Origin of the sequence: Lacinutrix neustonica (genome assembly GCF_026625145.1) — a bacterium.
Taxonomy (GTDB): Bacteria; Bacteroidota; Bacteroidia; order Flavobacteriales; family Flavobacteriaceae; genus Lacinutrix; species Lacinutrix neustonica.
Window position 1 is genome coordinate 2,213,428 of record NZ_CP113088.1, and the last position, 13,908, is coordinate 2,227,335.

At 37.1% G+C, this 13,908-nt stretch carries 14 protein-coding genes and 3 pseudogenes; 1 reads left to right on the top strand and 16 read right to left on the bottom strand.

Going from position 1 to position 13,908, the window contains the following annotated elements; translation table 11 throughout:
* Window positions 1-328: 328 nt before the first annotated feature.
* The 15 genes and pseudogenes from N7U66_RS21940 to N7U66_RS12105 form a co-directional block, all read right to left on the bottom strand.
* Window positions 329-538 (bottom strand): GIY-YIG nuclease family protein, encoded by a 210-nt coding sequence (locus tag N7U66_RS21940; protein ID WP_313791206.1) that lies wholly within the window; start codon window positions 536-538, stop codon window positions 329-331.
* A gap of 309 nt (window positions 539-847) precedes the next feature.
* A pseudogene (locus N7U66_RS12050) lies at window positions 848-2,126 on the bottom strand (beta-ketoacyl-[acyl-carrier-protein] synthase family protein).
* A gap of 122 nt (window positions 2,127-2,248) precedes the next feature.
* Window positions 2,249-2,687 (bottom strand): annotated as a pseudogene (locus N7U66_RS12055) (3-hydroxyacyl-ACP dehydratase FabZ family protein).
* Window positions 2,688-2,751: 64 nt separating this feature from the next.
* Entirely contained in the window at window positions 2,752-3,546 is a 795-nt protein-coding gene (locus tag N7U66_RS12060; protein WP_267675490.1) for an SDR family oxidoreductase, read from the bottom strand.
* 166 nt (window positions 3,547-3,712) lie between these two features.
* Entirely contained in the window at window positions 3,713-4,765 is a 1,053-nt protein-coding gene (locus N7U66_RS12065; protein WP_267675491.1) for a type III polyketide synthase, read from the bottom strand.
* 43 nt (window positions 4,766-4,808) lie between these two features.
* Complete coding sequence (locus tag N7U66_RS21945; protein ID WP_313791207.1) at window positions 4,809-5,234, bottom strand: class I SAM-dependent methyltransferase; 426 nt, start codon at window positions 5,232-5,234, stop codon at window positions 4,809-4,811.
* Window positions 5,182-5,523 carry a methyltransferase gene (locus tag N7U66_RS21950; RefSeq protein WP_313791208.1) on the bottom strand — a complete coding sequence of 114 codons (342 nt, stop codon included), beginning with the start codon at window positions 5,521-5,523 and terminating at the stop codon, window positions 5,182-5,184. Before N7U66_RS21950 ends, N7U66_RS21945 begins: the two co-directional genes overlap by 53 nt.
* Window positions 5,520-6,095, bottom strand: coding sequence for an NAD(P)/FAD-dependent oxidoreductase (locus N7U66_RS21955; protein ID WP_313791209.1), 576 nt, complete (start codon window positions 6,093-6,095; stop codon window positions 5,520-5,522). The genes N7U66_RS21950 and N7U66_RS21955 overlap by 4 nt, the downstream gene beginning before the upstream one ends.
* Window positions 6,082-6,657: an NAD(P)/FAD-dependent oxidoreductase gene (locus N7U66_RS21960; protein WP_313791210.1), complete on the bottom strand. Its 576-nt coding sequence runs from the start codon at window positions 6,655-6,657 to the stop codon at window positions 6,082-6,084. The genes N7U66_RS21955 and N7U66_RS21960 overlap by 14 nt, the downstream gene beginning before the upstream one ends.
* A 57-nt stretch (window positions 6,658-6,714) precedes the next feature.
* Entirely contained in the window at window positions 6,715-7,176 is a 462-nt protein-coding gene (locus N7U66_RS12080; protein WP_267675492.1) for a GreA/GreB family elongation factor, read from the bottom strand.
* Complete coding sequence (gene mtgA / locus N7U66_RS12085) at window positions 7,173-7,856, bottom strand: monofunctional biosynthetic peptidoglycan transglycosylase (protein ID WP_267675493.1); 684 nt, start codon at window positions 7,854-7,856, stop codon at window positions 7,173-7,175. Before mtgA ends, N7U66_RS12080 begins: the two co-directional genes overlap by 4 nt.
* On the bottom strand, window positions 7,856-8,968 hold the full coding sequence (locus tag N7U66_RS12090) for an NAD(P)/FAD-dependent oxidoreductase (protein WP_267675494.1): 1,113 nt from the start codon (window positions 8,966-8,968) through the stop codon (window positions 7,856-7,858). The genes mtgA and N7U66_RS12090 overlap by 1 nt, the downstream gene beginning before the upstream one ends.
* A gap of 157 nt (window positions 8,969-9,125) precedes the next feature.
* Window positions 9,126-9,986, bottom strand: coding sequence for a T9SS type A sorting domain-containing protein (locus N7U66_RS12095; RefSeq protein ID WP_267675495.1), 861 nt, complete (start codon window positions 9,984-9,986; stop codon window positions 9,126-9,128).
* Window positions 9,931-11,445, bottom strand: a complete 1,515-nt coding sequence (locus N7U66_RS12100; protein WP_267675496.1) for a reprolysin-like metallopeptidase — start codon at window positions 11,443-11,445, stop codon at window positions 9,931-9,933. Before N7U66_RS12100 ends, N7U66_RS12095 begins: the two co-directional genes overlap by 56 nt.
* A 102-nt stretch (window positions 11,446-11,547) precedes the next feature.
* Window positions 11,548-11,868, bottom strand: coding sequence for a hypothetical protein (locus N7U66_RS12105; RefSeq protein ID WP_267675497.1), 321 nt, complete (start codon window positions 11,866-11,868; stop codon window positions 11,548-11,550).
* Window positions 11,869-11,960: 92 nt separating this feature from the next.
* Here N7U66_RS12105 and N7U66_RS12110 point away from each other — a divergent pair, with 92 nt between their 5' ends.
* Entirely contained in the window at window positions 11,961-12,485 is a 525-nt protein-coding gene (locus N7U66_RS12110) for a hypothetical protein (protein ID WP_267675498.1), read from the top strand.
* 54 nt (window positions 12,486-12,539) lie between these two features.
* Here the strand turns inward: N7U66_RS12110 and accC are convergent.
* Window positions 12,540-13,891, bottom strand: a pseudogene (accC, locus tag N7U66_RS12115) (acetyl-CoA carboxylase biotin carboxylase subunit).
* Between the last annotated feature and the right edge of the window lie 17 nt (window positions 13,892-13,908).

Sequence of the window (13,908 nt, forward strand, 5' to 3'; positions counted from 1 at the left end):
AGTGGGTCGTTCACAATTTAATTTATAAATAGCGATAGATACACTTCGACAAGCTCAGTGTGACAGCGACACTCCTGATTGGCTAAATTGCAAAACATACAACACTGAAATAACTGGCCAGTGTGACAATAGAGATCACAACTGGCAATATAGTTATCTAGACAAATCTAATCCATATGTCAGTCTGAGCCTGTCGAAGACTCTAATCAATTAAATACACTTATTATTTTGAGTATAATTTTTTGAAAATTGAATGAGGTCTTGCCAATTTTCTTCAATCAATGCTTTTTTCTTTCTTTGAGACCAGCCTTTTATTTGCTTTTCAATTTTAATAGCTTCTTTTGGGTTTTCGCAAGTTAAATACCGAGACCAATTTAATGGGCAATCTAGTTGAAGTATACGAGTCTTTTCTGTGACCAGATTTATGTTGAATCAGTCGTCTTTCTAAATCGTTCGTCATTCCTGTGTAATAGGTTTTATCTGAACATAATAATATATAGACATAATAGAATTTCTTTTTAATACTTCTTGTTTGCATTATACACTTCGATACTTCGACTTAGCTCAGTACAGGTGAAGCTCCGTGTGACAGCTTAACTTCTAACGGTCTGTTATATTACATATTATTATCACTTCAACACTTCGACAAGCTCAGTGTGACATCTTAACGTCTAATTGGCACTATAGTATTCAAGACAAATCTAATCCCTTTGTCAGTCTAAGCTAGCCTGCACTAAGCGAAGCTCAGTGATACGTTCCTAATTTTATTTTTCAATATTCCTTTTTTGTTAAATGGGTTATGAAGCCAATGCTGAAATCGAATGTCAGTCTGAGCTTGTCGAAGACCCTATTTAATATATCTCTTAAAGATAACACAAGCATTCACATCACCAAAACCAAAACTCGCTTTGGCCGCAATATTGAGTTCTGTTTTCAACATTTTTTTTACTATTTTTTCTTCAGAAATAAGTGCTAAAATCTCGGGGTGCACCGCTTCACAATTTCTATTAGCAAACACAAACTGCTCTTTAATTTGTAGTACCGTTGCGACACTTTCTATACTTCCAGCCGCAGCCAAACAATGCCCTACCATGGACTTTAAAGAGTTAATATAAGGAAAATCACTACCCTTTCGGCTTAGCGCTTTCGTCCAGTTTTCAATCTCTAAGCTGTCTTTTGAAGTTGCTGTTAAATGGCCATTGACAGTATCGATGTCTTCTGCAGAAATCCCCGAATCGTTTAGCGCGTCTTTTATGCAACGTTGCACAGCTTCAGCATTGGGCGCAGTCATGGTACCGCCATCGCGTTGTCCCCCGAATTGATGTTACCACCTAAAACCTCAGCATAAATCGTTGCGTTTCGTTCTAAAGCACTTTCTAAAGACTCTAAAACCAAAGCACCAGCACCACTTCCCGGCACAAAACCGGAGGCACTGGCGCTCATTGGTCTTGAACCTTGTTCACGGAGATTCGTTATGTTTATAGGTCATGACGCGCATGGCATCAAAGCCGCCCCAAATATAAGGCCCATCGTCACTACAACTGCCCACAAGCATGCGTTTTGCTTGTCCGTTTTTAATACGTTCGTAACCCATTAAAATCGCTTCAGTTCCTGTGGTGCAGGCCGAAGAATTTGTGGTGACTTGATTCCCTAAGCCCAAAATACCGCCTAGAAACGCACTAATTCCACTTGCCATGGTTTGAACGACGACTGTGCTTCCTAAGCGTTTTACCTCCCCAGCATCTAATTTATAAATGGCTTCTCTAAATTTCTCAACACCTGAAGTGCCAGTGCCGAAAACAGTACCGCTATCGAAATCCAAGGTGCTTTCAGAATCCAGCTCAAGTCCAGCATCTCTCCAGGCATCTATACCCGCCATGCAGCCATATAAAATGCCGAGAACTATTGAATCCGCGCAATTGTAAAGGGGTGAGATACTCCAGTTTTTTTGCTTCTGAAATTTGGGGAATACCGCCTATGCAACACGAAAAATTAAGATCTGCTAAGGATTGATGGAACGTAATTCCGGATTCACCATTTTTTATGGCTTTAGTAAACGCATCGAGACCTACACCATTTGGTGCAACGACTCCTAATCCTGTGATGACGACTCTGTTTTTATCCATTTTTTTTTATTTTCGAGAAGACCGGAATCTTATTAATATTAATTTATAGCACACTTCGATATTTCGACTGCACTCAGTATAGGCAAAGCTCAGTGTGACATTTCGATTCATTTATCTTTTGATTACGTTTTTATCATCCCCGAAATTTGTCCGCGACATATTAACTCCCCTTTTTCATTTAACATCTTTACTTTACATTTTAATTTCTTAAACCGAAACACCTCTTTTTCTGAAATCACAGTCACCCTTTCATCTCGGAAAAACGGGAATGAAAAAATCAACTTGACTCGCCGTTAAAGCTATTTGAGGCTGTTTTTCTTCTAACAGTTCTGCTTTGAGCATATAAATTCCTAAACACACGAGTCCGATTTGCGCCATACATTCTGTTAGAATCACTCCTGGAGTGACTGCGGTGTTTTTGAAATGCCCTTGGTAAAAGTATTCGTCTGTTCTGAAATGGTAATTGCCTGTAATACCTTCTGAAGAAATTTCAGTTAATTCATCTACAAACAGAAACGGATATTGGTAGGGTAACAGTTTAATAATTTGATTTGATGTCATTGTGTTTTCTTATTAAGACCTCTCCTGTTTTAAACACCCGTGAGGTCTGCCTTCCATAATTTATTTAACTAATATGTTCTCCGCCATCTACAGGAATCACACAACCATTAATCCAACGCGCTTCATCTTTACACAACAGGTAAACCACATTGGCGACATCTTCAGGTAGTGTTAATCGCTTAAATGGATTACGAAGCAAGCTATGTTCTTTAATTTTTTCACTCCCAGGAATCATACGTAGTGAGGCGGTATCAGTAACACCTGCCTGAATACAATTCGCACGAATGCCATACATCGCAAACTCTAAAGCGATATTTACGGTGATGGCTTCTAAGGTCACTTTTGCGGCAGATACTGCTGCGTAGTTTTGCCACGCCTTAGTATTTCCTTCACTAGTAAAGCTAATGATTCGGGCATCTTCAGCAAATAATTTAGCTTCAAAAATGGCTTTCGTCCAGTCGTACAAACTAATTGCCATAGCATTGATGGTTAAATTGAAATCGTCATTTTTTAAGGTGGGTTGGTCGTCAGACAGCATGGGTTTTAAATTCCCTTTAGCAACACTATGTACCAAGGTGCGTACCCTCCCTTCTAAACCAAATATGGTTTTTAATTCTGAAACTATTTGCGCTCTTTTTTCTTCTTTAAACGCATCTGCGTTAAAAGACTTAAACCGAACACCTTCCGCTTTTATTGTTTCAAATTCTGACTGAATGACTTCTTCTTGAGCCCTAGAATTGCGATGAATGATACAGATATTCATCCCGTGTTTCGCTAATTTTTTTGCTGTAGCCAAGCCTAAACCGCTAGAGCCGCCTAGAATGAGGGCCCAATAATTTTTGTTTTGAAATTCTTTCATTTTTATTCAAATATTTATTTCAATAAGACTTCGATACTTCGACTTAGCTCAGTACAGACGTAGCTCCGTGTGCCCTTTAGTTTCTAATTTGTTCCATTGTAACACTTTACTTCGTTAGACCAAAACGCGATTTATCGCTTTGTGTCTGTCTGAGTCTGTTGAAGACTTACCATTCTAATAATATGCGTTGTGCCGAAAATCCAGGGCCAAAACTGAGCATCAATCCGCGATCCCCTTTTGGTAATTGCTTATCCATAAACCGTTCTAACACATACAACACGGTGGCACTACTCATATTGCCATACAATCTAAGGACTTCTTTGGTGTCATCAATATTCTTTCCTAAAGACCCAAATAAGTCTTCTACGGTTTGTACAATTTTCTTTCCACCAGGATGAAAAATGAGATGATCTATATTTTCAATGGTCATATTATTTCGTTCTAAAAACGGATGGACAATGTCAGGGAAATGTTCTGAAATGGTTTCGGGCACCGCTTTATCTAAAATCATTTGTAAACCTGTATTCACCAATTTGAAACCCATCATGGTTTCTGCATTGTAAAAGTGATACATGCCTTCATCTATAATTTTGGGGCCTTTTTCATTTTCATAAGAGGATAGAATAACACAAGCAGCTCCATCACCAAAAATAGCAGCACTAACGATATTTACCATGGAAAAGTCGTCTAACTGAAACGTTGCTGTTGGGGATTCGACAGCGATAACTACCGCCCTTTTGTTGGGGTTCGCTTTTAAAAAATTATTTGCATAAATAATTCCTGAAACACCTGCGGCACAACCCATTTCTGTTACAGGTAATCGCACAATGTCCTGCTTCATTTTTAGGTTATTAATAAGATAGGCATCCATAGATGGAATCATAATGCCGGTACAACTCACGGTAATGATGTAATCGATATCAGTTGGTTTGAGTTTTGCCTTATCTAACGCTTTAACTAAAGATTGTTCTGCTAATTTGACCACTTCTCTTGAGTAAATAGCATTCTTTTCTTCAAAAGAGGTGTTATTAAACACTTCTTCAGCATCCATAATAGAATAACGCCTATCGACCCCTGCACTTTCAAATAGTTTAATCACTTTGCGCTGAAACCGCTCTTCTTGTCCGGTCATCCACAGGTTTAAATAGGGAATAATGTCTTTAGTATCTCTAGTATATTTTGGTAACTGTTTTGCTACTGCTGTTATTTTTACGCTCATATTTTAGCCTTTACAAGTTTTAATACCTGTTTTGTTTTATCGATTATTTTCTCATCAAAATCCATTGAAAACGAAAGGCCCATTTCCATTGTATTTGATAGGTTGCATTTATTTTTTCTGAAATGTCTTCCAGTTCGTTTCTTTTAAACCCTCTTAATACAGACGTTAAGCCATCTTCAATAATGGTTTGGTTTTTTATTGTGGTGCACAGGAGCTTAAAAAGATAATAGGCTAATCTATGCCTGTGCAGATCGTTAACCACGACACCTAATTTGGCCTTTTCAATAACTGGCTTTAAAAAAGACACCAATTCCTTTTCTTTAAAGTGATGTAAAAACAAAGTGGTTAATACGACATCATATTCTATAGCTTTAAAGGCTTCTGAAAAGATGTCCATCGTTTCAAAACTTATATTATCATAACTTTCTGATAATTGTCTCGGCGTAATTAACCGTATTAGGGTTGGCATCAATTCCTATTAAGTTCAATTTATAGCCCTTTTGTTTTCCATATTTTGACACCTCGCGCAAAATATCTCCGCCACCACAACCTAAATCAACAATAGTGATTGGTTCTTTTTTAGACTGGTTTTTCAGTACTTTTTTAAGTCCGTTTAGCGTTACCTTATTTCCGCCTAACCATTGATTGATCTTTGCTAATTTATTTAAAGCATCATGTAATATGTGACCCTTATAGTCTAAATTGTCCATGATTTCCTCTTGTTCGCTCCTGTATTTTGTATTTACTAATACGCTCATTTTACGTGCATCATTTTGCCATGTGTTCGTTTTATTATTAAAGGCAGAAGAAATGGAAACAGCTTTAAACCTTGTATTAAAATTTCGGCTAGTTTATTTTTACTGAACAAATTAGCCACAATATGCCCTGTTTTAAGACGCGATTTAAACGCCTCGTTCCATGCTTTAAGATATGCACTTTCAAGTGCGGCTCTGGTTTTTAGATCACCATCAAAAAATTTTACAATTAATAAAGAAGCCATCTGAGCACTCCTTATGGCCATACTCATCCCATTTCCACATAAAGGATGAATCATGCCCGCGGTATCGCCACACATGAGTATATGGTTTTCTACGGGCGTTTTCGTTTCAAATGAAATCTGACTTATAGTTAGAGGCGCATCAAAAAGTGGTGAGCTGTTTTCAAAAATACGTTTTAGAGCTTTGTTTTTAAATAGAACGCGCTCTTGAAACTCTGCAATGTCTTTGTGCTTTTTAAACGCTTCAAAAGTGGTGATATAACATAAATTAATCGCGTTCTTTTCCACATTTGAAACCCCGCAGTAACCACCATCAAAATTATGAAGGGCCACTAAATTTTCTCGGAAAATGTCCTTTTACGTGGGTTTTCACTGCCAAAAAAGGGGATTTGTTTTTAATGAAGTCCCGCTTGAGTTTAGCGTCTAAATGGCCACGCTTGCCATACGCTCCAACAACTATTTTTGAGAAATACATGGCCTGTTTGGTTTCAACGGTAAACGCCTCGTTCGAAAATTGAATATGGTCAACAGTCTCTTGAATAATGATTGCCTTGTTTTCAATCGCTTTTTGCGCTAAAGCATAATCTAAGCAATACCTACTTATGCCAAATCCACCTAAAGGTAATTCGGCTTTTACAACTTTATTTTTAGCTGTGGATAACTCAAAAGTATTGATTTTAACTGCACCCAACTTAAAGACGTCAATATCTAAAGATTCTAAGTAAGGCAACACTTCATTAGAAATATATTCGCCACAAACTTTATGCTTTGGGTAGGCGTTTTTTTCAATAACCAAAATACGCAACCCCTGCTTTGATAAATGAATGGCGCTGGTTAAACCCGCTAAGCCACCACCAATAATTATAACATCAAAATTTGAGGGGTCTGTTTTCAACTTCTAATTAGCAATTCATTTTTACTAAAGGTAAGTCGAATTTATTTTAGATTAAAATTACACAACCTCAATAATGGTAAAATGTTGGTCTCTAAAGGTGATCTCATCCTGAATTGTTTTTCCTAATAGTAGCTGTGCGATTGGCGTATTGGCAGCAATGGCGTAGAATTTTTGATCTTCAATCTCAAATTCTCCTGCGCTTATGGCAATAAAATAATTGGATTTAGAAGTCATTACAAGACTACCCAAAGCCACTGTTTTTGAGGGTTTAGAAATCTCTATTTTTGCTAATAGTTGATTAATCTTCTGAATTTCAGCCAATTGTTGTCCGGCTTTTTCACGCTCCAATTGTACCATGGCACGCCCTGTTTCATGTTTATCACCAGCACTACTTTTGGTTTCAGAAGTTAAAGACTCCTGTAATTCTTCAATGGTTTTATTAATGGTGTTTAACCGTCTTTGAGTAAAACCAACACACTTATTGTATAGCGCTTGTTTTATGTTTTCGGTTTTACTCATTTTCCTTCTTTGTAAGTTAAGATTCCATAAAAATGCATCTGATTCAAAATCCAAGCTTTTCTTCGTGCTATAAAATTTGAGGCCGGATTAGCTTTATATCTTTTTGGGTTGGGCAATATAGCGGCAATTGCTGATGCTTCATTTTTAGATAGTTTAGACGCTGCTTTTTTAAACCAATATTGAGACGCTGCTTCTGCACCATAGACCCCATCACCCTTTTCTATACTGTTTAAATACACTTCCATAATACGTTCCTTAGACCAAAGCAATTCAATTAAAAAGGTAAAATAGGTTTCTAATCCTTTACGTAACCAAGTACGCTGTGGCCATAAAAAGACATTTTTAGCCGTTTGCTGACTAATGCTACTGGCACCTTTTAAGCGTTTTCCCTTTTTGTTGCTTTCATAGGCTTTTTCAATGGCTATGAAGTCAAAGCCATTATGCTTTAAAAAATTTTGGTCTTCACTACAAATAACCGCCAATTGCAAGTTTTTTGAAATATTTTCAATAGGTTCCCAATGGTGTTTTAAAGTTTTAGAGCTGTCTGATTGAACATATCTAATAACCATGAGAGGCGTTATAGGTATTGGTACCCATTTATAAATTAGAACCAACCCTACCGATGCAATAATGAACCATAGGATTGTTTTAGTAATAAGTCTGAATAATTTTGTAAGCATTATTCTATGAGATTTGCCAGTTCCTCTCCTACTAGGCTTCCAATCGCAACACCCATGCCCCCTAAACGTACACCACAATACACATGGTTGCTTATTTGTTTTAAAATGGGCTTTTTTTGACTGCCAACCCCCATAATGCCACTCCACCTGTGGTCAATCTCAAAAACTGTTTTTGGTAAAATAGTCGTTTTAAGGAGTTCTTCTAACTTATTCTGAATGCGTGTTGTTTGTGTTAGTTCCATGGTTTCTTCAGCTTTAAAATCTAAATGCCGGCCTCCTCCAAATAAAATCCGGTCGTGAATGTTTCTAAAATAATAATAGCCCTCATCTAAATGAAAGGTGCCATGGATGTGCAAGTTTTTAATGGGCTTAGTAATTAATACTTGTGCTCTTGCCGGTTTGACTTTAGGTATATTTAAAACAGATGCAAAACCGTTGGTGGCTATTAACAGCTTAGACGTAGAAAAACTAAATTGGTCTGTTTCAATTTTAACGGCATTTTGGTCTTCTGAAAAACGCTGAACCAACACATTATTAAGTATTTTAATCCCTTTAGAAAGTGCTTTTTGAAGTAAGGCTTCCATCATTTTTCCAGTATCAATTTGTCCCTCAAAGGCATTAAAACTGTAATTCTTTTTTATGTTTTGAAAGCCAAGTATATTCTCCTTTAAACTAAAAACGGACGCACTAAAAATGGGTTCTAGTAAGGCATTGATATATTCTTTTTTCGTTAAACACTGTTCAAACAGCAGGTCATCTTTAGCAAACAACTCGTAACCCCCTAATTGTTGATAGTCAATGGTTTTGTCTCCTAAATTTTGTCTTAGTTTTTGAAGTCCTTTAACCCGTTTTTTTACGAGGTCTATAACCTCTTGTTCGCTATGTGTTTTAAGATCATCTATAATTTCACTAAGACTACCAAAACACGCAAAACCTGCATTTTTTGTGCTAGCGCCTTGTGGTAGTATGCCTTTTTCTAAAATGAGAATGTTGGCTTTGGGAAACCGTTCCTTTAAGCGCAACGCACAATTTATGCCCACAATTCCACTGCCAACAATAGTGTAGTCTACATGAGTGAGCCAAGATTTTATTTCCCAGTAGGATAGATTCATGTTACGAAGTTACTATTTTCGTGTTAAGGATGGAAGCAACCTTCTTTTTGTTTTAAAAAAACACAGCGTACCACATAACCACAGCTTAGAGAATTAGATGCAAAAAAAAACTCCGAAAATGAATTCGGAGTTTTAAGATTATGAAGAGTCGTTGTCGTTATTCAACAATGATTTTTTTGGTTACTGTTCTAGAACCGTCATTTATATTTAATAAGTACATTCCCGATTGTACATTGCCTAAATTAATAGTTTCATTAAATACCTTCGATGAATTTTCAAAAGCACTATTTAAAACTGAACGACCTCTAATGTCGAACACTTTAACTTGCACTTTATCTGTAGATCCATTAAACTTAATATTAAATTCACCATTACTAGGGTTTGGATAAATAGATAAAGAATTCTCGATATTGAACTCATCTACACCAAGAGTTACCGTTGTAGTACAAAGTTCAATAGACCACTCGTTAACCGTTCCTGTATTTCCACTGTTAAAATCCACAAAAACTAAATTCCAAGTTCCGGATGGATTCCCTCCATTAAAACCGGTCATAGGATTTGCTGGATTATAAGTTCCTGTTGTTGGAGAGGCACAGGCAATTGCTGGTGCTCCATCTTTAAAAGTAATATCTACATCTTGAAACGTTCCCGAATTACAAGTCCGTGCCCAGATATTCGAAAAACCAAGACCATTCGGTGCTTGTAACTGCATAATTAAATCACCTATGTTACTATGTGTCACATCTGCACTTACTCTAATGTCTGAAATTAAAGTAGATTCTGTTACAGAAACAGGTATAAACACAGGTGTCCCTTGTTGATTCACCCCTCCACTATCCGGAATTGGCGAAGAAATTGATCCCGTAGTATATACATTACAAGTTGTCGCTACTGTTGCATTAACCGCGAAATCAACCGTATTAATATTGAAGAAAATATTTCCAACAGCTTCTACCATAACTCTACAGTATCCGTGAATAGACATCTCCTGGAACAGTAATGTCATGACTTCCATCATTAGGTACGTTTGTGGCTAATGTCCTATCATAAGTCAATCCGCCATCAGAAGAAAGTAAAATATTAACACTCGCCGTGTTGATACCATTTACTGTTGTTCCTGCCACATCCCATGTAATGGTTTCAGTTGCACCTGCTGTCCAAGAAATACCAGTTGTATTTTGAGAGGTCACTAAAAATGGCCCCGCTGTATCTACTGTAACCGTAGACATGTTATCTACAGCAGTACGACCACCATTGGTATCATTATCCCTGACTGTTAATCTAAAATCTTGAGATCGTGCGACTGAAGCTAATTTTTCCCATGTTGTAGAACCACCACTTATTGCTAAGTCTTGTAATCTTGGTATATATCGTGTCGGGTTTTCAGTTCCTTCAAAAGATCTGACCATTGGTCCGGAGGGATTCGTTTCTGCTGGTAAACCGGCAGGTCCTAAATCATATTGTTCCCAAGTATAAGTATGTAATGAAGTCCCGTCCGGATCTGTTGAAGATCCTGTTAATTTATAAGGTGTCGAAATTGGGATTACGAAATTATTTCCTGCTTCAGCGGTTGGCGCATTATTTCCTGTAGCCGTTTGTGTTGCACATGTACTATTTCCTGTAGATACGTTGTCCCAAATCATTTGTAAACTCTTTTGGTGAAAATAAGCGTCGCTATTCCCTTGAACATTATCACTACCACAAATACCGGCATATGCCATAATAGTTGTTCCACTGCCTACTTCGTATGCATTTGTTGCTGCTCTATTGCCTCCAGCACAATTTCCTTGATTACCGTTGAACGTGTGTGGTGCCCCAAATTGATGTCCCAATTCATGAGCAACAAAATCAATATCATAAGAATCGCCCACAGGAGAGGGTCCACCTGTAATTCCTCTCGCTTTGCTTCCAGTACACGGAGAATTCAATTGCGCTAATCCGCCACCACCGGTACTAAAGGTATGTCCTACATCATAATTTGGGAATCCAATAGCTCCATCAATGACTGTTTGACTTTCATTAATTAAAGCGTTCGCATTATCATTACTAAAATTATCTGAGTTTATGAATACAACAAGATCGTTATTAGCAACCAAGGTCATAGTAATTGAAAAATCTCTCTCATAAACAAAGTTATTACGGGTCATCGTTACTACTATTGCCGCCATTACTGCCGTTCTTTTGGCAGCTTCAGTATCACCAGCTGTTAATCCGGCCGCTGCCCAATGAAATGCAGAATACTCGACAGTTGTTGCTATAGCCGTTCTAAAGTCACGCAACATTCCGTCTCCGGTATCTCTTAATAAGTAGCTGTCTCCTAATGTTTTTTCGTCCATATTATAGTCACTATCTTTAAAATGGCACTCCCAATATTGGTCTAAAGCAGGTAGGTCTCTTTTAGAATATACAATGTAGTTATTATCCGTTTTTGTAAAAGGATCAATAAATTGGGTTCCTTTTTCTGCAGATAAAAACATAGCATGTAATCCTTGCGAGGTTATAGAAAACCGTATTAATGTGCTAGGGTTATCTATACTTTGTCCTGCATAAGAACGAAGATCAGGATATTTCGCTTGTAGTTACGGAGCCATTACAGATGCTTCGCTAATTCTAAAAGACTCAAAGGTATCATCTGCAGTTGGAAAACTAATTATGAGATTAGAGTTCTGATTCGTTTTTCTGTCAGGTGCAGTTTGCAACATGTCTTTTAGACTATTAATATCTAATTGATAATAATTTGCTTTTTTAGGTTGTGTTTTTCTAAAAACTTGTGCTTTTTTAGATAATTGGTTTTGTGTTGTTTTAGACCATAACGATTTTCCGTTTTGAGCAGAACCGAATGCAGAAAACATTAAAATTGTAACTAGTATTAAAACAAATTTTGAGTAAAATTGCTTCATAAATTTAATTATTTGATTTATTTAAAGATTAAAGATACCTCTCTGTCTATAAACCACCAAAAAAACAAAGTTAAATAGTATACCTTTGTGACATGAAAAGTATCATGTACAATCTAGTTTTATTAATTGTTTTATCTTGTAATTCTCAAAAAACAGTTAAAGAGGATGCTCGTTTAGATAAAACTAGTATCAATTCTCAATGCCCTGAAAATGGGAGTTGCACCTTTGAAGTGTTAAAAAATAAAACGTTTTTCATTAACGAAAAATTTGGAAATACGTATCCCGAAATTTCTGAGGGAACAAAAACAATCTTGAAGTTTGAATACGTTAGAAATGCAATCCCTGATACTCAGGATAGTAGTTACAGAGAGTTAATTTATGTTGAAATAGACGCTAACACCGAGGGTCTTAAGCTCGAAGATATGGATCTTTTAAAAGCGAAGGTGTCCTTTGGTAGATTGTGTTTTTGCAGAGATCAAACGGGCTATTATGCTGTTAAAGAAGGTCGATTATCGATTTCCAAAAACGATGATAAAACCTACAGCTTTAAACTCACTTTTAATGTTTCGGAGGTGCCACAAGTTATCACGCGTATCGAAGAATCTTTCACCTTATAAAAAACATCAGACATAAAAAAAGCACCTTATATCGTATAAGGTGCTTTTTTTATTTTAGGCTTCATTTGGTTTTTGAATCACAAAATCTTCCATAAATTTAGTGGTATAATTTCCAGCTAAATAATCCGGGTGATCCATGAGTTGCCTATGGAATGGGATCGTTGTTTTTATGCCTTCGATAACGAATTCATCTAAGGCGCGTTTCATTTTATTAATGGCTTCTTCTCTTGTTTGCGCCGTAGTAATTAACTTGGCAATCATAGAGTCATAATTAGGAGGAATAGAATAGCCCGCATAAACATGTGTGTCTAAACGAACGCCATGACCTCCTGGTGCATGCAAAGTCGTTATTCTTCCTGGAGATGGACGAAAATCATTAAAAGGGTCTTCAGCATTTATTCTACATTCAATCGAATGTAGTTGTGGTAAGTAATTTTTACCGGAAATAGGCACACCTGCTGCAACTAGAATTTGCTCACGAATTAAATCAAAATCTATAACTTGTTCTGTAATGGGATGCTCTACTTGAATACGGGTATTCATTTCCATGAAATAGAAATTTCTATGCTTATCTACCAAAAACTCAATAGTTCCTGCTCCTTCATATTTAATGTGTTCAGCGGCTTTAACAGCGGCTGTTCCCATTTTTTTACGGAGCGCATCAGTCATAAAAGGAGACGGCACCTCTTCGGTTAACCTCGGTGACGCCTTTGAATCGAGCAATCTCTTTCTGATAAGTGACAGGCTTTACCGTTGGAATCCCCTACAATTTGTATTTCGATATGGCGTGGCTCTTCAATAAGCTTTTCCATATACATATCGTCATTTCCAAAGGCCGCTTTAGATTCTTGTCTTGCCGCGTCCCACGCATCTTTAAGTTTTTCAGGCTTCCATACTGCTCGCATTCCTTTTCCACCACCACCGGCAGTCGCCTTAAGCATGACAGGGTAACCGGTCTCTATTGCAAGTTTTTCACATTCTTTAAAGTCTTTAATAATCCCTTCACTTCCTGGTACACAAGGGACACCTGCTTCTTTCATGGTTGCCTTTGCCGTAGCTTTATCACCCATTTTAGAAATCATCTCTGCAGAGGCACCGATAAATTTGATACCATGCTCTTCACATATTTTAGAAAACTTAGCGTTTTCTGACAGAAACCCATAACCAGGGTGAATGGCATCTGCATTTGTGATTTCGGCTGCAGCAATAATATTTGACATTTTTAAATAAGACTCACTGCTTGCAGGAGGTCCAATACAAACCGCCTCGTCTGCAAATTTTACGTGAAGGCTATCGGCATCGGCCGTAGAATATACTGCGACGGTTTTAATGCCCATTTCTTTACAGGTTCTAATAACACGAAGTGCTATTTCTCCTCTATTTGCAATTAGTATTTTTTTAAACATAAATGCTTTAAATTTTC

Excerpts from the sequence above, each read along its gene's own strand:
- N7U66_RS21950 (WP_313791208.1), bottom strand. The coding sequence starts at position 5,523 with ATGAGCGTATTAGTAAATACAAAATACAGGAGCGAACAAGAGGAAATC.
- N7U66_RS12105 (WP_267675497.1), bottom strand. The coding sequence starts at position 11,868 with ATGAAGCAATTTTACTCAAAATTTGTTTTAATACTAGTTACAATTTTA.
- N7U66_RS12090 (WP_267675494.1), bottom strand. The coding sequence starts at position 8,968 with ATGAATCTATCCTACTGGGAAATAAAATCTTGGCTCACTCATGTAGAC.
- N7U66_RS12100 (WP_267675496.1), bottom strand. The coding sequence starts at position 11,445 with ATGTTTTTATCTGCAGAAAAAGGAACCCAATTTATTGATCCTTTTACA.
- N7U66_RS12095 (WP_267675495.1), bottom strand. The coding sequence starts at position 9,986 with ATGATGGAAGTCATGACATTACTGTTCCAGGAGATGTCTATTCACGGA.
- mtgA (WP_267675493.1), bottom strand. The coding sequence starts at position 7,856 with ATGCTTACAAAATTATTCAGACTTATTACTAAAACAATCCTATGGTTC.
- N7U66_RS12060 (WP_267675490.1), bottom strand. The coding sequence starts at position 3,546 with ATGAAAGAATTTCAAAACAAAAATTATTGGGCCCTCATTCTAGGCGGC.
- N7U66_RS12080 (WP_267675492.1), bottom strand. The coding sequence starts at position 7,176 with ATGAGTAAAACCGAAAACATAAAACAAGCGCTATACAATAAGTGTGTT.
- N7U66_RS12110 (WP_267675498.1), top strand. The coding sequence starts at position 11,961 with ATGAAAAGTATCATGTACAATCTAGTTTTATTAATTGTTTTATCTTGT.
- N7U66_RS21940 (WP_313791206.1), bottom strand. The coding sequence starts at position 538 with ATGCAAACAAGAAGTATTAAAAAGAAATTCTATTATGTCTATATATTA.
- N7U66_RS21945 (WP_313791207.1), bottom strand. The coding sequence starts at position 5,234 with ATGCCAACCCTAATACGGTTAATTACGCCGAGACAATTATCAGAAAGT.
- N7U66_RS12065 (WP_267675491.1), bottom strand. The coding sequence starts at position 4,765 with ATGAGCGTAAAAATAACAGCAGTAGCAAAACAGTTACCAAAATATACT.